Raw genomic sequence first — 19,324 nt, forward strand, 5'->3', positions numbered from 1 at the left:
TCACACCTTGCCCGTCATGGTGTCGGGCCGATCCGCCAGCCGCCACATCTGATCGCGCCCGGCATAATAGGGGGCAGGCCAGTTTTCCGCACGGTCGCCCAGCGATGATGCGGCATGTAATGTCCAATACGGATTGGCAAGGTGGGGCCGTGCCAGACACACCAGGTCGGCCCGGCCTGCCATCAGGATCGAATTGACGTGATCGGGTTCATAAATATTGCCCACCGCCATCGTGGCGATTCCGGCCTCGTTGCGAATACGGTCGGAAAATGGCGTCTGGAACATCCGGCCATAAACAGGCCGGGCGGCCTTTGTCGTCTGCCCTGCCGACACATCGCAAATATCAACATGTGCGGCCTTCAACATCCGGGCGATATCAACGGCTTCTTCGGGTGTGACCCCGTCATCGCCCACCCAGTCATTGGCGGAAATCCGTACCGACAAGGGTTTGTGCGCCGGCCAGATTTCCCGTACGGCCCGGATCACTTCCAGCGGATACCGCATCCGGTTTTCAAGCGACCCGCCATATTCATCCCGGCGGGCATTACTGACCGGGCTGATAAAGGATGACAGCAAATATCCATGTGCGGCATGAATTTCGATCATGTCAAATCCGGCACGGTCCGCCATTGCCGCCGATGCCACAAACTGATCGCGCACATGGTCCATATCATCGCGGGTCATTGCCTTGGGCGTCTGGTTCTTATCGGACCACGGAATATCCGATGCCGATATCAGCGGCCAGTTGCCATCTTGCAGCGGCGCATCCATTTCTTCCCATCCCAGCTGGGTCGATCCCTTCCGCCCGGAATGGCCGATCTGGGCGCAGATTTTGGCATCCGTTTCGCCATGAACAAAATCGACAATGCGTTTCCATGCGGCCTCATGCGCCGGTTCATAAAACCCCGGACAGCCCGGCGTAATGCGCCCGGTGTCGGACACACAGGTCATTTCAGTATAAACCAGCCCCGCCCCGCCCTTGGCCCGTTCGGCATAATGCACCAGATGCCAGTCGGTCGGGCAACCATCCACCGCCTTGTATTGCGCCATTGGCGATACCACGATGCGGTTTTTAAGCGACATGTCGCGCAACCGGTATGGTGCAAACATCGGATGACGCACCGGGGCATCCTTGGCGACACCGGCCTGCGTCTGAAACCATTTTTCGGCCGATTGCAGCCACACGGCATCGCGCACCCGCAAATTTTCGTGACTGATCCGTTGCGACCGGGTCAACAGGGAATAATTGAACTGCACCGGGTCCAGATCGAAATAACGGCCAATTTCCTCGAACCATTCCATCGAATTGCGCGCCGCCGATTGCAGGCGCAGCACTTCCAGTCGGCGTTCATCCTCGTATTTGGCAAAAGCATTGGGCATATCGGATTCCGAATGCAGGTAACTTGCCAGCGCAATCGCACTTTCAAGGGCCAGTTTGGTGCCCGATCCAATGGAAAAATGCGCGGTCGCCGCCGCATCGCCCATCAAAACAATATTCTCATGCGACCAGCGTTTGCACAAAACCCGCGGGAAACTCAGCCACGCCGAACCGCGAATATGGTTGGCATTGCTCATCAGGGCATGACCGCCCAGATGGTCCCTGAAAATCGCCTCGCAGGTGGCAATCGACTGTTCCTTGGTCATCTCGCCAAAGCCGTAGGCGGCCCAGGTTTCCTCGCTGCATTCGACAATGAACGTCGCAGTATCATCATCAAACTGATAGGCATGCGCCCAGACCCAGCCCTTGTCGGTTTCCTCGAAAATAAAGGAAAAGGCATCGTCGAATTTCTGGTGGGTGCCCAGCCAGACAAACTTGCATTTGCGGGTATCGATATCGGGCTGGAACTGATCGGAAAATTCGGTGCGTGTGCGGGAATTCAACCCGTCACTGGCGACGACAAGGTCATATCGGCCCGCAAGATCGGCGGCACTTCCGACCATCGTTTCAAATTGCAATTCAACGCCCAGTTCACGTGCCCGTTCCTGCAACAGCAGCAACAAACGTTGTCGGCCAATGCCGCAAAATCCGTGCCCGGTCGAAACGGTTTTGGTATCGCGATAATGAACCGCGACATCATCCCAATAGGAAAAATGCGCCCGGATGGCTTCCGCGCTTTTGGCGTCATTCCGCGCCAGATTATTCAGGGTTTCATCCGACAAAACCACGCCCCAGCCGAATGTATCATCGGGCTTGTTGCGTTCGATCACGACAATTTCATGCGACGGATCACGCAATTTCATCGAAATCGCGAAATAAAGCCCCGCAGGACCGCCACCCAGACACGCTATTCTCACCTGATTTTCCCTTCTTGATGCATTTTGCTGTTTTGGGAAACTGACTGGAACGGTACGCCTGTGATTTATTTATTTCAAGCATAAAATATTTGAGTTTGAAATATCCGCATCTTCCCCTAGAATTGCCAGATCAGGAAGGCACAAAACCCCATAAAACCGGAAGGCACGGACATGATCACGGATTGGGATGATGCATACAGCAACGGCAATTATATTCCCGGCGCAGAAAATTTCCCCGGCATGTGGGCCAAACTGGCATCGGCCTTCCGCGATGAAATGACGGCATTAAACCGCGCGGAACTTGATATTGCCTATGGCAAGGCCAACCGCGAAAAATACGACCTGTTCCTGCCCGAAGGCACACCAAAGGGCACTGTCGTATTCGTGCATGGCGGCTATTGGAAGGCGTTTGACAAATCGATATGGTCGCATCTGGCGCGAGGTGCCGTGGCACGCGGCTGGGCCGTTTGTATGCCAAGCTACACTTTGGCCCCCGACGCCCGCCTGTCGGAAATCACCCGGCAAATCGGGGCGGCGATTGACCATGTTGCCAACCGCATTTCTGGCCCCATTCACCTGACCGGCCATTCGGCGGGCGGCCATCTGGTCAGCCGAATGAATTGCGCGACCTCGCCCCTGTCACCGGCAACGCAGGTGCGCACCAAAAACACCGTTTCGATCAGCGGCCTGCACGATCTGCGCCCGCTTTTGAAAACCGCAATGAATGACGTCCTGAAACTCGACGAAGACGAAGCAATCGCTGAAAGTGCTGCACTGACCCGCCCGCATCTGCCATGCTCGATTACCTGCTGGGTGGGGGCGGATGAAAGACCGGAATTTGTTCGCCAGAATGATCTTCTGGCCAATATCTGGACCGGGCTTGGGGCCGCGACCCGCTCGGTAGAAGCCCCCGACAAACACCATTTCGACGTGATCGCCGATCTGGCCGATCCGGATTCTGATCTGGTTGCCTGTCTGCTCCATCCCATTGCCCTAGAGGATGCATAATGTCACCGGTCAGCACCCTCATTGAAAACGACATCGCGATCATCACGATTGATCATCCGCCGATCAATGCCACCAACTATGCGGTCCGGCGCGGGATTTGGGATGCGATTGATCAGATCGAACGCGATGACGCGCTCAGGGCCACGATCCTGATCTGTGCCGGATCGACCTTTATCGCCGGGGCCGATGTTACCGAATTTGGCAAACCGCCGATGGACCCGATCCTGCCCGATCTGATCGTCAAACTGGAACAATCGACCAAGCCGCTGATTGCCGCCATTCACGGCAATGCGCTTGGTGCCGGGCTTGAAGTCGCCTTGGGATGCCATTACCGCATCGCCACCGTCACGGCCAAACTGGGCCTGCCCGAAGTCAATCTGGGCCTGATCCCCGGTGCCGGTGGCACAGTGCGATTGCCTCGCCTGATCGCGGTTGAAAACACCATCGCAATGATCACCGGCGGCAAACCCGTCAATGCGGTAACCGCCCATGATTTCGGCCTGATCGATGCTATCACCGATGGGGATTTGCGGGCTGCGGCCCTCGCACTGGCAGAACGGATCAAAAACGAACCCTGCCCGACCGCCCTGATTGACCGCGCCCCGGTCAATGCCCCGGCAATGGATGTCTGGGATGCCATCATTGCCGGGATCGGCAAAAAGGCCCGTGGGCAGGATGCCCCGGTGATTGCCGCCCAAACCATCCGGGCCGCTGTCACCAAGAATGCCAAAACCGCCCTTGGCCTTGAACGGGAAAATTTCGTTCGCCTTCGCGACAGCCGCCAGTCAAAGGCGCTGCGCCATATTTTCTTTGCCGAACGATCCGTTGCCAAGCTACCCGAACTGGCCGGAGTTGGTCCCCGCCCGGTTCGCGAAATCGGCGTGATTGGCGGCGGTATCATGGGGGCGGGCATTGCCACCGCCGCCCTTCTGGCCGGTTATGCCGTGGTGATGATCGAACGGGATGCCGATGCCTGTGAGCGCGGCGTTGGCAATGTTCGCCATCATCTCGACGGGTCGCTCAAACGCGGCATCATCGATCAGCCCCGCCACGATCAGCTTCTGGGCGATCTGGTCAGCAGCACGGATTACGCCGCCCTTGCCGATTGCGATCTGGTGATCGAAGCAGTGTTTGAAGACATGGGCGTCAAGCATGACGTGTTTGCCAGACTGTCCGCCCACTGCAAATCCGATGCGGTTCTGGCGTCCAACACCTCCTATCTCGACATCAATGCGATTGCCGAACGGTGCGCCCATCCCGACCGGGTGATCGGCCTGCATTTCTTCTCCCCGGCTCATGTGATGAAATTACTTGAGGTTGTCCGCACCCGCTCGGCCAGCCCCGTAACCCTGGCAACCGCCTTTGCCTTTGCCCGCCGCCTGGGCAAAATTGCGGTCCCTTGCGGGGTCTGTGATGGCTTCATCGGCAATCGGATCATGTCGGCCTATCGCAAACACTGCGAATTCATGCTGGAAGACGGCGCAATGCCCCACGAAATTGATGCCGCAATGGTTGATTTCGGCTTTCCAATGGGCCTGTTTGCCATGCAGGACATGGCCGGGCTTGAAATTTCATGGGCCACCCGCAAACGACAGGCCCTCACCCGCGACCCTGCCGCCCGTTATGTCGCCATTGGCGATATCCTGTGCGAAATGGGCCGTTTTGGCCGTAAAACCGGGGCGGGTTGGTATCATTATTCCGATACATCGTCCAAAGGCGAAACCGACCCAATGGTCGAAAATATCATCATTGCGGAATCCACCCGCAAGGGCATCACCCGCCAATCCTTTGATGCCGATACCATCATGGCCCGCATCCTTGCCGCCATACAGGATGAAGGCGACAGAATTCTGGCCGAAGGCATCGCCGCAACACCCGAAGCAATTGATGTGGTGATGGTCAATGGCTATGGCTTTCCGCGCTGGCGCGGCGGGCCGATGTTTATGCGCGCATCACCCTAATCATTGCGCCACGGACGCACCGCCCGCTGATCGACGATATCGGGCACAACGCCGTGCGATGCGTCGGAAATATGGGCCATGACACTGCCTGCGGCGATGTCGAACTGGCGTTCGACCATGCGTTTTTTGCGCAGCGCGTAAATCTGGTCACGCCCGGCAAGGGATCGGGGATCAATGGCAATATCCTGCCCGCGGGCAAAGGCATCGTGATCCAGCAAATCCAGTTTCAAAGCGGTCAGGTTCAGATGCAAAATATCGCCATCCTGCAAATAGCCAATCCCGCCCCCGGCAAAGGCTTCGGGTACGGTATGGCCGATGCAGGCCCCCTTCGTAACCCCGGAGTAACGCCCGTCGGTCATCAGGATGCTGGATGATTCCAGAATGCGGTGATGGCGCAGATTTTGTGACGGCGCAAACATTTCCGGCATGCCATAGGCTTCCGGCCCCTGCCCGCCGATCACAAAGGCAAAGGACAAAAATCCCTGCTCCAGCAATGATTTCGTATCGGCCAGATCAACATCCCCCCCGCCATTGCGCCGAACCACGGCGGCAATCAGGCCGGCATCGACACCGCCGGTATGCACCAGCCGGTCCACCAGATCGGGCGAGGCAAAATCGGCGTTGCAGACATGTTCATTTTCATAATAACGCACAATGAACACATGATCGTCGAAATGGCTGATTTGCCGGTCGCTCATACCTGATGTCTTGACCGCCGAACTGTCAAAAAAACTGCCGCGCAAAACATCCACCCCGGATCGTTTGCGCACCGGTGTCGCCCGGATCACCGATTGATCGCCCAATGACAGATCAATCGGATTATCAAGCATCGCAATGCGTTGTCGCCATGTCTTGCCGGTCACGGTGCGAGCATCCAGATCCATCGCCACGCCAAGATCATCCAGAATGCGATAAATGCTTTCCATCCCGCGATTTTTACCTTCGGCAAATTGCTGTGCCAGAACAAAGGTATCGCGGTTTTCAGTCAGACTGTGCGCAAAGATTTCCGGTACCGGGGTTTCGGTACGAACCTGTTCATAATCTTCAAGCGTCACATCAAATCCGGCATACCGCATCATCGCAGGCAGATGCAGCAACATATTGCTGCTGGACCCGGTGGCGTTATGGATGCGCACGAAATTGGCGAAATTGGCTTTCAACAGGTTGCAAATCGAATATTCCGGTTTGTTCATCACACCAAACAGGGCATCAACCCCGGCGGCCACCGCATCAAACGGCGGCACATCAGTCAGAAGCTCCAGTTCCGGCGGCGTTAGACCAAAGGCCGCCAACATGGTGCGCGATGAATTACCCGTGCCGTTAAAGGCGCAAATCCCGCCCTTTGAATCACAGGTCGCCGCTGCCAGTTCATCCAGAACCCGCCGTTCGGTCGCATTATCAATAATGCCCAGCAACCGGGCGCGTTCCAGTTGCCCGGCAAAGGCCTCGTCGCTGGTGCATTGCAGGATATAACGCATGTTTTCGGTGATATCGCCGCCCAGATCATCATGCCCGGCAGCCGCCGCATCGCGGGCGATTTTTTCCAGACTGCGCCGGGTATTTTCCGGAATATCGCCACCTTTCAGAACATGCGACGGGGCAAACACCGCCCAGACCGGGGCCTGATCGCCACGATGCCGCCGCGCATATTCTGCCGAGGCCAACCCCGCCACCACCGCCGCCGGGGATTTGTCGCACCCGGCAATGACATAGGCGGCGTGATAGCTGTGCCCCTCAAAGGTGATATTGACCGCCGCCGCCGTATGGTTGCGCGACGCCAAAGAATAGCTTTGCCCGATGTTGTTTTGCGCCGTGCCATCGCAAATCACCGGCACATGAAACAAAAACGGTACCCCGCCCTGTTCCCAGATGCGAAGGGCCGCCATCAATGCCTGTGGCCGGTCCAGTAAATGGGCAGGATGATCGGGCGCACCGGCAATGATCGCCACGCGGGGCCGGTTTTCCACCAGCCGCCCGACCACTTCACGAATGGCCGGCACGGTGAAATCGCGGTTCTTTTGCACCACCGGATTTTCCAGACAGGCATCGCGCAACAACCGCACCACGGTAATCGGCTGATTGGCAAGCCCCTGAATGCAATCACGGAACGGATTGGCGGTTTCATCAATCGAAAAAGGTTCCAGCAGCGGGCGCAAGGCGGTCATCATCGGGAAAAATCCATTATGATCAGAGACGATACGGTCAGTCAGGAGACGTTGCGTAACAGAATGTCACACCAGCCCGCCATCGACGATAAAACTTTGGGCCGAACAGGCCGCCGAGACACCGGACGCCAGAAACAACACCATTTGCGCCACATCCTCGCCAACCAGCCGCCGTTTCAGGCATTGCTGTTCCTGAATGCGGGCCTCGTCTTCCGGTGTGATCCATAATTGCAATTGCCGTTCAGTCATCACACAGCCGGGAATGACGGTATTGACCCGGATGCCATGCATCCCCCATTCCCGTGCCAGCGCCCGGGTCATGCCGATCACCCCGGCCTTGGCGGTTTCATAGGCAACCAGATCAGGCAATCCCATCATGAAACTGACCGAACTGAAATTGATGATACTGCCGCCACCCTTTTTCATCATGCCGCGACACACCGCCTGCGCACAGAAAAACTGATGCGACAAATTGACATCCAGCCGATCATGCCAATAGGCTGGGCCGGTGGAGATTGCCGTATGGCGATCATCGCTGGCGGCATTATTGACCATCACGTCAATTGCGCCGATCTTCTCGGCCATGGCCGTCACCGCATCGGGAATCCGGTCCTGCTGGCGCAAATCCAGCGATGCATAATGGGGCCGGTTGCCCGTTACCTCTGCCAGACGGTCACACAGGGCCGCTGCCGCTTCGTCGGCAATATCGAAAAATCCAACCTTTGCCCCTTGCTGGCAAAAAGCCTCGACAATCGAAGCCCCGATTCCCGACGCGCCGCCGGTGATCAAAACCGATTGTTTTGCAATGTCGTGATAGGTCGCTGTCATCGCCGTTTCCTGTCCCGGTTTTTTCCGGCATTTTTAATTATGAAACAAAACTAAATTCATGCCGGAAACCACAAAATCCCTGTCCGATCTCAGAAAATAGCCGAAAATCGGCATTAATATTCCAAAAAATACGGAATTTTTGTTCATTTTCTAAAAAATATTTGACAGGCCTTCTCGAAGGCGTCAACATTTTTTCGACAATAAAAATAAATGTCGCACTGCAAGACACATCCATCAGGGAAGAAACAGATGAAAAAAATCCTTTATACCGCCGCCATTGTCGGCGGCGTCATCGCTGCTACTCCGGCACTTGCCGATGAACTTGTGATTGGCGTCAGCTGGTCAAACTTTCAGGAAGAACGCTGGAAAACCGACGAAGCCGCCATGCTGGCCGCCCTTGAAAAAGCCGGGGCGACCTATATCAGCGCCGATGCCCAAAGTTCACCCAGCAAACAGCTTTCCGATATTGAAAGCCTGATCACACGCGGCGCAGATGCGCTGATCGTGCTGGCTCAGGATTCATCATCGATTGGTGCCGCCATCACCCAGGCAATCAATGAAGGTATTCCGGTGGTCGGTTACGACCGACTGATCGAAGACCCCAGCGCCTATTATATTACCTTCGACAACAAGGAAGTCGGCCGCCTGCAAGCCCAGGCTGTTTTTGAACAACAGCCGAATGGCAATTACATCTTTATCAAGGGTGCCCCGACCGACCCCAATGCCAATATCCTGCATGAAGGACAGCTTGAAGTCCTGCAAGCCGCGATTGACAGCGGCGCCATCAAAGTCGTTGGCGAGGCCTATACCGAAAGCTGGCAACCTGCCATCGCCCAGCGCAACACCGAACAGTTCCTGACCGCCGCCGACAACAAGGTCGATGCGGTCGTGGCGTCGAATGACGGCACCGCAGGCGGTGTGGTTGCCGCCCTGTCGGCGCAGGGTATGCAGGGCATCCCGGTTTCCGGGCAGGATGGCGATCATGCCGCCCTGAACCGTGTCGCCCTTGGCACCCAGACGGTTTCGGTCTGGAAAGACGCCCGCGTTCTGGGGCAACGCGCCGCAGAAATCGCTGTTGAACTGGCGGGTGGCAAGGCTCTTGCCGATGTCAGTGGCACCACGGAATGGAACAGCCCGAACGGGGTTGCCATGCAGTCCTATTTCCTTGAACCGGTCGCTATCACCCGTGACAAGCTTGATCTGGTGATTGATGCTGGTTGGGTCACCAAGGACGTGGTGTGCAAGGGGGTTCCGGCCGGTCAGGTTGCTGCGTGCGACTGATCGCCCACCGGATTTGATCCCTTCCAATATGTAAAACCGGGGCCGGTCGCACCCGTGCGAACCGGTCCCGTCGTCTGACAGGCAAACCAAATGTACCGACTATTGTCCAAAATGGAAGTCGACCGGCGGTTGGTGGGACTGGCAATTGTCCTGCTGATCATCTGGGTCGGTTTCGATCTGGCGTCCGGTGGCCGCTTCATTACACCACGCAATCTTTTTAACCTGTCGGTCCAGACCGCCTCGGTCGCCGTGATGGCATGTGGCATGGTGCTGATCATTGTCACCCGTCATATTGATCTGTCGGTTGGCGCGATGCTGGGCGTGCTTGCCATGATCATGGGCGTAGTGCAGGCCGATCTGTTGCCGCAATATCTGGGCTACAACCATCCGGCCACATGGGCTTTGACCTTGCTGGTCGGCCTGATCATCGGGGCGGCAATTGGCGGCATTCAGGGGGCAGCGGTTGGCTATCTGGGCGTTCCGGCCTTTATTGTCACGCTGGGCGGGTTACTGGTCTGGCGCGGATCGGCATGGTGGGTTACACAGGGCCGCACCGTGGCACCGCTCGATGCCAATTTCATGCTGCTGGGTGGGGGTATTGACGGCACGATTGGCGCCAGTTGGAGCTGGATCGTCGCCCTTGTTGCCATTATCGGCATCATTTATGCCACCATCATCGAACGTCGCCGTCGCCTGTCATTCAAATTTCCGGTCAAACCGTTATGGGCCGAATATACCAATGCCCTGATCAAGGGCGGTATTGTTCTGGCGATTATCATAACCCTGAATGCCTATTACCTGCCGACCCGTGCGGCCGAGGCAATCCTTGCCGAACGCGGCCTGCCGGTCACGCCGGAAAACCTGCAAATTTCACATGGTTTGCCGATCCCGCTTTTGATCGTCATTCTGGTGGCCATCGCCCTGATCGTCGTCAGCCGCCGCACACGGTTTGGCCGTTATGTCTTTGCAATGGGCGGCAACCCACAGGCCGCCGCCCTTGCCGGAATTGATACCAAACGCATGACGGTTGCGGTTTTTGCCCTGATGGGCGTTTTATGCGCGATCAGTGCGGCGATTTCATCAGCCCGCCTGCAATCGGCAGGCAATGATCTGGGCACACTTGATGAATTGCGCGTCATTGCCGCCGTGGTGATTGGCGGCACCTCGCTGGCCGGTGGCGTCGGCAGCATTTATGGTGCGCTGATTGGTGCGCTGGTGATGCAAAGCCTGCAAAGCGGCATGGCGCTTTTGGGGGTCGATACGTCGCTGCAAAGCATCGTTATCGGCCTTGTTCTCGTGCTTGCCGTGTTCAGCGACCAGTATCTTAACCGTCGCCATAGCGATCCAACCACGTAAGGAGCACGGACATGACCACAGATATCCGGCCATTGGTGGAAATGCGCGACATCCATATCAGTTTTGGCGGCGTCAAGGCGGTTGATGGTGTTTCCATCGATCTTTACCCCGGCGAAGTGGTGGGTGTTCTGGGCCATAACGGGGCGGGCAAATCCACCCTGATCAAAATCCTGTCCGGGGCCTATGTCGCCGATAGCGGCACCGTGATTGTCGATGGCAAGGAAGCCCGCATTGAAAATGCCCGCGATGCCCGCGACCACAATATCGAAACGATTTATCAGAATCTGGCGCTGGCCGATAATCTGGACGCCGCCCAAAACCTGTTTCTGGGCCGCGAGATTACCGACCGTTTCGGGTTTCTCAACGATGCCGCAATGGAACACAAGGCCCGCGAGGTTCTGCACCGCCTCAACCCGAATTTTCAAAAATTCGCATCGCCGGTATCGGCCTTGTCGGGCGGACAACGGCAATCGGTCGCCATTGCGCGTGCCCTGTTATTCGAGGCCCGCGTTCTGATCATGGATGAACCCTGTGCCGCCCTTGGCGTCCATGAAACCCGAATGGTCGGCGATCTGATTGCCCAGTTAAAACAGGACGGACTTGGCATTTTGTTGATCAGCCATGATTTACATGATGTATTTGATTTATCTGACCGTTTGCATGTGATGAAGAACGGCAAGCTGGTCGGATCGGTACGCACAGAAGACGTCACCCATGACGATGTTCTGGGCATGATCATTCTGGGAAAAATGCCGCAACATCTTTTGCATCTGGCTGGCCCTGGCGCCACCAATATTCACGGGGCGACACTTCGCCCGCAGGATACCGAAACAACAGGACCGACATTATGACCGCGATGACACTGACACCACACGATATCCTGCCCCATGATGCGCAGGATGCCCTGCTGATCGGGCGCATCTGGGACCCGCGTGTTTCGGGACCAACGCCCGTTCTGGTCGATGGTGGCAATCTGCGCGATATCAGCAGCCTCGCCCCGACGGTCAGTCAGCTTCTGGAACGATCCGACCTTGTTGCCGATCTGGCAAACCCCAAGGATTTCCCCCTGGTTGGTAACCTTGCCGATGCGGTAAAAAACAGCCAGCCCGATGCCGATGACAGCAAATTGCATCTGCTCGCCCCCAATGATTTGCAGGCCGTCAAGGCCAGCGGCGTCACCTTTGTCGCCAGTCTTCTGGAACGGGTGATCGAGGAACAGGCCCGTGGCGATTCCTCAAAGGCCGATGTCATTCGCGCCGGGATCACCGATATTATCGGCGATGATTTGTCGCAAATTGTGCCCGGTTCGGACAAGGCTGCCGAGATTAAAAAAATCCTGCTGGAAAAAGGCGCATGGTCGCAATATCTCGAAGTCGGGATCGGCCCGGATGCCGAAATTTTCACCAAGGCCCCGGTGATGTCATCGGTCGGACATGGCGCAAATGTCGGCCTGCATCCGGTGTCGCACTGGAACAATCCCGAACCCGAAGTCGTTCTGGCCGTGACCTCGACAGGACGTATCGTTGGCGCAACCCTTGGCAATGATGTCAATCTGCGCGATGTCGAAGGACGATCTGCCCTGTTGCTGGGCAAGGCCAAGGACAATAACGGCTCGTGCGCCATCGGGCCGTTTATCCGCCTGTTTGACGGTGCCTTCACCTTGGCCGATGCCAAATCCGCCGATATCGGCCTGACAATTGACGGCCCCGAAGGATTCCATCTCGAAGCCGTCAGTTCCATGAGCAAAATCAGCCGCAGCCCCGAAAGTCTGGTTGCCCAGGCCGCCGGAAAACATCATCAATATCCCGATGGGTTCATGCTGTTTTTAGGCACCATGTTTGCCCCGGTTGCCGATCGGGGTGCCGATGGTCGCGGCTTCACACACCAGGTCGGCGATATCGTCACCATATCGACACCCAAAATGGGCGCACTGGTCAACCGGGTGGACCGGTCCGATGTGATTGCACCCTGGCAGTTTGGCATTACCGCCCTGATCACCAATCTGGCGGCGCGCGGCCTTCTTTAGGCCCGCGTCCCTTCTTTCCCCTTCCCCTGATCCCGCCTAACCACAGGACAACATCCCGCCCCATGATCCGGTCATCCGAAACCGATATTCTCCGTCAACCATCGCAGGTCGCAATTTTACGCTATCTTCGCGTCCGGGGACCGGCGGCGCGGATCGATATCGGGGCGGCCACCGGTCTCAGCCCGGCCAGCGTCACCGCGCTGACCGCCGACCTGATTGCACAGGGGCTGGTGCGTGAAATCCAGTCATCCCCCATTCCCAATGGTGCGGGCACCGTTGCAAATGCCGCCCGGGGCAGACCGAAAATCCTGCTGGATCTTGTGCCTTCTGCGGTTGCGATGATCGGGGTAAAACTGACGATCAACCACATCGAAATCGTCCTTGGCAATTTCAAGGGCGAAATTGATGTTTCCCGCCAACATGTCACCAATACCCTTGATCTCGACAGCGATGCACTGGTCGAAACCCTGTGTCACCTGATTGACCGTTTCCTTGCCGATCACAAGGATCAGCTGTCGGTGCGGCCATCGGGCATTGGCATTGCGGTTCAGGGTATTGCCGATGCCAATAGCGGCAACATCATGTGGTCGCCCGCCCTGCGGCACCGCCACATTCCAATCACCGCCCCCTTGATGCAGCGTTATGGCTGTATCGTGGAAATGTCGAATGACGCCAATTGCATCGCCACCGCCATCACCCAGAACGATCAGTGGCACGGCGCTGGCGATTTTGCCGTTATCATGCTGGGATACGGGGTGGGCATGGGTATGGTGTTGAACGGTTCGGTTTATAACGGGCCGTTTGGCGCGGCGGCCGAATTTGGCCACACCAAATATCAGCCCGACGGCCCGATATGCAATTGCGGACGCCGCGGTTGTCTGGAAGCCTATATCGGCGATTATGCCCTGCTGCGCGATGCCGCCGGGCTGATCGACCTGCCCCCGGCCGCCAACAGCCTGCACCCCTCCGAAGAACAGATGATGGAACTGGTACATCTGGCCCGCAATGGCCGCGAAGACATCGCCGATCTGTTCCGTCATGCGGGCAAGGTTCTGGGATATGGCATTGCCAATCTGATCGCCCTGATCGGGCCGGAACGCATATTGATCACCGGGTCGGGTGCGCGCGCCTATGATTTGATGGAACCCGACATGCGGCGCGGCCTGCGCGAGGCACTGGTGGCGGAATTGCGCGATGGCCCCGAAATCCTGCACCTGCCCTGGGATCAGGATCTGGCATTATTGGGGGCCATCGGCCAATCCCTGTTGCGTTACGACGAACGGATGTTTTCCGTCAGCACGGCCTGAAAGGCCTCATACGCCGACAGAACCGTTGCCATCTGTGCCGTATGTCCGGCGACAAACGCCTCGCCATAAACTGTTTCATCCGGATATTCGGTAATCAGCGTCAGCGGCACCTGATGCCGGTCATCAACCGAAACCAGACATGGGAAACCGTTGATGATGCGAAAACCGGTTTCACCGGCATGGATTTCATAAAGATCAATCTGCGCCCGGTTAAACGCGACCAGCCCCGGCACCGCCACAAGGTTTCTGGTCACGTGGTCGATGAAATTTTCGGCGCGTTCGCTCCATCCCGCATGATGGCGCATGATCAGGAAAAATCCCTTTGGCAAGGTCCACATACCAAAACCACGCGGCACATACCCCGACAGGGGCCGGATCCATTCATGCGCCGGATACCCGTGTAAATTGACATGCAACTGTGCGCCGCTCAGACGTTCGGCCTGAACCCGGATTTCCTTTTCATACAACCGGTCCCCCGTGCGATATTCCAGATCATCGCCCAGCGCGGTATAACGCGCCGCATGGTGCATATGCGCCGGATTATCGGCACATAACCGTTGATGCACGGCATATCCATCGGGGTTTTCCAGCGGCGAAATTGTAAAATGCGCACCGGGCCGTGCGGCCAGAATTCTGGCCGCACGCAAGGCCCCGACAATGCCACTGGTTTCATTGGGATGCTGCCCGCCACTGATCATGACGGCGGCATCACGTCCCCGATGATATCGCGCCCGCAAAGGCCGCCCGGCATAAGACCGCGTTTCAAACGTTTCGCCGTCAATCGCCGCCAGTTCATCGCGGATTTGATCGGCTGATAACGGGGCCTGTGCGTCCTCAAGATTTTGGACTGCTCCGCTACGTTCGGCAACGGCATAAGGCCGCGTTTCAATCATCAGTGTCGGCGCACCATCGCCGTGAATGATTTCCGGGATAATTTGCCCAGGTTGCAACCCCCGGTCGCCCAAGGGCCGACCCGATTTTTTCTGAAACAATTCCAGCAGGGAAAAATAGAAATCCTCATGCAGGGCTTCATGCAGGCTGATTGCTTCAAACCCGTATCCACAATTGCGATCCGTACCCGGTAATGTCACCCGGATATTCAATTCCTCAAAATAAGGTTCGCGATGGCCCCAGTCATGACCGGCAATCGCCTGAATGCCGGTTGCAAACAGCGCCTCGTAATCGGTTTCTATCCGTTCATCGCGCAGAATGGTCCCATTCGCATCCGTAATCCTGATCCAGCCGGTCGGCGACACACAGCTTTCGCCCACCGCATCCAGATGATGACGATTAGGGGCGAAAACAGAATAATTTGCCCGATGACCATCCGCCCGTGTCAGGGTCACATCATAGACAAAATCATCCCGTTTGGCCGTCACAAACCGTATTTTCGCATCACCGACAAGCGCCGCCAGCGGATAGGTTTCCAGCAAAAAACGGTTGCCCGCACAGCCGGTATATTCGGGACAGGCAACAACAATTTCCGAAAATCCGTCCAGCCCGGCATCTTCCAGAAAGAAATGCAAAAGCGGCTTGTAAGCACTGCGAATACGGGCCTGAACGCCAAAGGTGGCAAGGCTTTGTTCGGCAGAACGGCGGCTGGGTTCGTCTTCAAACAACCATGCCTCGATGGTTTTTCCGCGATGGGTCTCTGCCCCGAAATCCGCGACAAGACGATCCAGTGTGCGGTCAAACCCGCCCTGATAAATGATGGTCATTTCGATGTTCTGCCTGTCGGATCAAGACTGTCGCGCAGCCAGTCCCCCAAAAGATTCAGGCCCAGCACGGTCAAAAGAATGGCAAGCCCGGGAAAGACACTGACCCACCACGCATTCTGAAGATAGGTTCGGCCATCGGCCAGCATACCGCCCCAACTGGGGATCAGCGGATCAACACCCAACCCCAGAAACGTCAGGCTGCTTTCCAGCAAGATATTGGTAGCGACATTCAACGTCATCAGCACAATCACCGGCCCGATCAGATTGGGCAGCAAATGCCGAAATAAAATGCTGCGATCCTTAACGCCAATCGCACGGGCCGACAGAATAAATTCCCGATCCCGCAACGACAGAACCAGACCACGCACCAGCCTTGCATATTGCACCCATTGCGACACAATCAGCAAAATGATCATATTGGTCAGGCCGCCACCAACAATGGCGATAAAGGTGATCGCCAGAAGAATGAACGGCATGGCAAGCTGCACATCGGCAAAGCGCATGACGATCATGTCCCAGAACCCGCGGTAATACCCGGAAATCAGGCCCATGATCACGCCGACAACGACCGCCCCGGCAACCGAAACAAACCCGACCTGAAGCGAAATTTTGCCGCCGCCAATCACCCGCGCCAACACATCTCGGCCCAGCGGATCGGTGCCAAACGGATGGCTCCAATCGGCAAAGGGTGGCAGCAGGCGCGCCATCAGATTGATTTTAAAGGCGCTGTCGGGAAAAATGAAATCGGAAAACAAAACGGCCAGACACATACCGCCGGTCAGGATCGTACCCAGCACGAATTCCAGACCTTTGAACTGTGCAAACCGCGATGATGAAACAGGGGATGACATCGGCCTACTCCGTCCGGACGCGCGGATCGATAAAGCCATAGGCAATATCGACCAGAAGATTGACAGCAACGATCAACAGCGACAGAACGGTAATCACCGCCTGCAACACCGGATAATCACGGGCCCCGACGGCGTCAAAAGCCAGCGTGCCCAGTCCCGGCCAGTTAAACACCCGTTCCACTACCACAATCCCGCCCAACAGCGCGCCAAATTGCAAACCGAAATAGGTAATCAGCGGAATGGCACAATTGCGCAGGGCATGTTTGTACAGCACGACATTTTCGCTAAGCCCCTTGGCGCGGGCCACCATGATGTATTGCGATTGCAGGGTTTCAAGCATCGACGTCCGGACAAGCCGCACATTGGTCGCCGTCAGGATGATTCCCATGGTCAGGGCAGGCATGATGAAACTCATCGCGCCGTCCATGCCGCTGGGCGGCAACCATTGCAGGGTGATCGAAAACAACAGAACCATCATGATCGCCAGCCAGAAATTCGGAAAGGATAAGCCGACCAGCGACAGGATGCGGATCATCTGATCTGGCCATTTCCCACGCGATACTGCCGCCTGAATGCCCAGCGGGATCGACACCGCAATCGACACCACCAAAGATGCCAGGGCCAACAACAGGGTGGCAGGCAAGGCCGCGCCGACCAGTTTGACAACCGGGGTGCCCCCCAAAAAACTGCGCCCGAAATCAAGGGTAACCAGCCCCGTCAGAAATCCCCAATACTGAGCAAAAAAGGACTGGTTCAGGCCCAACGCCTCGCGGATGCGCACCAGATCGGCCTCGGTCACGCTGCCTGACCCTTGCGTCAACATCAACGCCGGATCCCCGGTCAGGCGGATGGCAAAGGCCACAATCAGCGTCACCGCCAGAATGACAAATACCGCTTGTGCGAAACGTTTGATAAGAAAACCGACCAAGGGCCCCGTCCTTATTGTAAGGATAAATGCCGCCCGCACCAGACGGGCGGCATTCCTGTTGTGTTAGTCAACGCTGACATTGGTCAGTCGCAAACGGCTGTCCGGCACACCTTCAAAATTCTTGACGCGCTTGTTCACGCCAAAAATGGCGTTCAGGTTATAAAGCGGCATTTCCAAAGCCCGATCTGCCGTATAATGCGCAATGGATTTCAGGATTTCCTCGCGTTTGGCCTGATCAGTGATGGCGCGCTGAGATTCCAGCAACGCATCAAGTTCCGCGTCGCTGTCATACGGGTTCCATTTTTCGCCGCTGTGATACATCGAATACGCCGTATTGTCGTAATCCAGCGTCCAGCCGCCCCATGATTGCTGGAACATCTCGCCGGTTTTGCCGGTCGGAATGATGTCGTTCAACAACACATTGGTTTCATAGGGCTGGATCGTCGCATTAAGACCGATAACCTGAAGATAGCTGGCGACAGCCTGTACCACTTCGTTAAAGGTCGCGTCATTGCCGCGAATATCAATTTGCAGGCTTGCACCCGGTGCGACCCCGGCTTCGGCCAAAAGGGCCATCGCCTGTTCCGGATCATAGGGCAGCGGCACCATGTCCGGGTCATTACCAAACGACAATTCACCCTGGAAACTGGCAATCGGCGATGCCTGTCCACCCAAAATCGACTGAATGATCATCTCGCGGTCCACACCCAGAATCAGTGCCTTGCGCACCTTCTCATCGGCTGTAATGCCGTTGGCGGTGTTGAAACGCAGGGCGACAACCGTCGGGCTGGCGACACTGACCACAGCAAGTTTGTCATCGGCTTCGATGGTCGGAATCATGCCAATCGGAATGGTCGGCGGAATCACGATATCAACCCGGCCCGCCTGCAATTCGGCAACGGCGGTAGCCGGTTCGGTGATAAACCGGTATTCAAGGTTCGACAATTTGGGTGCACCGCCCCAATGATCGGCAAAGGCTTCAAGCTTGATGCCGATTTTCGGTTCGTAGGACACAAATTTGAACGGCCCTGTGCCGACCGGATTGACGTTGAAATAATCGTCGCCCTGTTCGGTGATGTATTTCGGCGGCACGATCATCGCCCCGTACCCCGCCAATTTGGTCAGCAAAACCGGATCGGGCGCAGTCAGGTTAAAATCAACCGTCAGATCGTCGATCACATCAACCGAACTGATCGCGATATAGTTTGACCGTTGCGGGCCTTTGGCGCCTTCTTCGCCCAACAGGCGGTCAAAGGTGAATTTCACGGCATCGGCATTAAACGGTTCGCCATTGTGAAAAGTGACATTTTCGCGCAGATGAAACCGGATTTTTTTGCCGTCTTCGGAAACATCCCACGACGTCGCCAGCCCCGGCACCAGTTTGGCATCCGGCCCGCGATAGGTCAGGCCATCATAAATATTGGTCGAAACAGATGCCCAGTTGACCAGAAACGTGTCAATCGGGTCCCAACTGCCGGGGTCTTGCGGCGACGAAACAATCAGTGTTCCTTCAGCCTGTGCCGGGGCAGTTGCAAAAACGCCCCCCGTCAGGGCAAGCGCCAGCAGCGCTGCCTGTAATCCCTTTTTCTTCACCATGCCA

Annotated in this window: 14 protein-coding genes; 7 read left to right on the top strand and 7 right to left on the bottom strand. The window is 56.6% G+C overall.

Going from position 1 to position 19,324, the window contains the following annotated elements; all coding sequences use genetic code 11:
* The gene (locus Q8O73_RS09270; RefSeq protein ID WP_305557812.1) at positions 1-2,295 is read right to left on the bottom strand and encodes a bifunctional salicylyl-CoA 5-hydroxylase/oxidoreductase; all 2,295 of its coding nucleotides are present in this window, start codon (positions 2,293-2,295) and stop codon (positions 1-3) included.
* A gap of 171 nt (positions 2,296-2,466) precedes the next feature.
* Between Q8O73_RS09270 and Q8O73_RS09275 the strand changes: the two genes are divergently transcribed.
* On the top strand, positions 2,467-3,303 hold the full coding sequence (locus Q8O73_RS09275; protein WP_305557814.1) for an alpha/beta hydrolase: 837 nt from the start codon (positions 2,467-2,469) through the stop codon (positions 3,301-3,303).
* Complete coding sequence (locus Q8O73_RS09280) at positions 3,303-5,264, top strand: 3-hydroxyacyl-CoA dehydrogenase NAD-binding domain-containing protein (protein ID WP_305557816.1); 1,962 nt, start codon at positions 3,303-3,305, stop codon at positions 5,262-5,264. The genes Q8O73_RS09275 and Q8O73_RS09280 overlap by 1 nt, the downstream gene beginning before the upstream one ends.
* Here the strand turns inward: Q8O73_RS09280 and Q8O73_RS09285 are convergent.
* Both Q8O73_RS09285 and Q8O73_RS09290 read right to left on the bottom strand, forming a co-directional pair.
* Positions 5,261-7,432 carry a dihydroxy-acid dehydratase gene (locus Q8O73_RS09285; RefSeq protein WP_305557818.1) on the bottom strand — a complete coding sequence of 724 codons (2,172 nt, stop codon included), beginning with the start codon at positions 7,430-7,432 and terminating at the stop codon, positions 5,261-5,263. The two genes, Q8O73_RS09280 and Q8O73_RS09285, sit on opposite strands and share 4 nt — an antisense overlap.
* A 63-nt stretch (positions 7,433-7,495) precedes the next feature.
* Positions 7,496-8,257, bottom strand: a complete 762-nt coding sequence (locus Q8O73_RS09290; protein WP_305557820.1) for an SDR family NAD(P)-dependent oxidoreductase — start codon at positions 8,255-8,257, stop codon at positions 7,496-7,498.
* Between the two features lie 249 nt (positions 8,258-8,506).
* On the opposite strand from Q8O73_RS09290, the gene xylF reads away from it, so the two are divergent.
* The 5 genes from xylF to Q8O73_RS09315 all read left to right on the top strand — a co-directional run bounded on the left by xylF (position 8,507) and on the right by Q8O73_RS09315 (position 14,227).
* Complete coding sequence (gene xylF, locus Q8O73_RS09295; protein ID WP_305557822.1) at positions 8,507-9,538, top strand: D-xylose ABC transporter substrate-binding protein; 1,032 nt, start codon at positions 8,507-8,509, stop codon at positions 9,536-9,538.
* A 90-nt stretch (positions 9,539-9,628) separates the two neighbouring features.
* Complete coding sequence (locus tag Q8O73_RS09300; RefSeq protein WP_305557824.1) at positions 9,629-10,894, top strand: sugar ABC transporter permease; 1,266 nt, start codon at positions 9,629-9,631, stop codon at positions 10,892-10,894.
* Positions 10,895-10,905: 11 nt separating this feature from the next.
* A complete protein-coding gene (locus tag Q8O73_RS09305) occupies positions 10,906-11,745 on the top strand; it encodes an ATP-binding cassette domain-containing protein (RefSeq protein ID WP_305557826.1) in 840 nt (279 codons plus the stop codon).
* Positions 11,742-12,920: a fumarylacetoacetate hydrolase family protein gene (locus Q8O73_RS09310; protein WP_371135068.1), complete on the top strand. Its 1,179-nt coding sequence runs from the start codon at positions 11,742-11,744 to the stop codon at positions 12,918-12,920. The genes Q8O73_RS09305 and Q8O73_RS09310 overlap by 4 nt, the downstream gene beginning before the upstream one ends.
* A 62-nt stretch (positions 12,921-12,982) precedes the next feature.
* A complete protein-coding gene (locus Q8O73_RS09315; protein ID WP_305557828.1) occupies positions 12,983-14,227 on the top strand; it encodes an ROK family transcriptional regulator in 1,245 nt (414 codons plus the stop codon).
* On the opposite strand, the gene Q8O73_RS09320 is transcribed toward Q8O73_RS09315, so the two are convergent.
* The 4 genes from Q8O73_RS09320 to Q8O73_RS09335 form a co-directional block, all read right to left on the bottom strand.
* Complete coding sequence (locus Q8O73_RS09320; RefSeq protein ID WP_305557830.1) at positions 14,191-15,945, bottom strand: peptidase M14; 1,755 nt, start codon at positions 15,943-15,945, stop codon at positions 14,191-14,193. The genes Q8O73_RS09315 and Q8O73_RS09320 overlap by 37 nt on opposite strands.
* Complete coding sequence (locus Q8O73_RS09325) at positions 15,942-16,796, bottom strand: ABC transporter permease (RefSeq protein WP_305557832.1); 855 nt, start codon at positions 16,794-16,796, stop codon at positions 15,942-15,944. Before Q8O73_RS09325 ends, Q8O73_RS09320 begins: the two co-directional genes overlap by 4 nt.
* A gap of 4 nt (positions 16,797-16,800) precedes the next feature.
* Positions 16,801-17,724 carry an ABC transporter permease gene (locus Q8O73_RS09330; protein ID WP_305557833.1) on the bottom strand — a complete coding sequence of 308 codons (924 nt, stop codon included), beginning with the start codon at positions 17,722-17,724 and terminating at the stop codon, positions 16,801-16,803.
* A 63-nt stretch (positions 17,725-17,787) separates the two neighbouring features.
* A complete protein-coding gene (locus Q8O73_RS09335; protein WP_305557834.1) occupies positions 17,788-19,320 on the bottom strand; it encodes an ABC transporter substrate-binding protein in 1,533 nt (510 codons plus the stop codon).
* Positions 19,321-19,324: the final 4 nt, after the last annotated feature.

The organism is Thalassospira sp. (assembly GCF_030690045.1).
Classification (GTDB): domain Bacteria; phylum Pseudomonadota; class Alphaproteobacteria; order Rhodospirillales; family Thalassospiraceae; genus Thalassospira.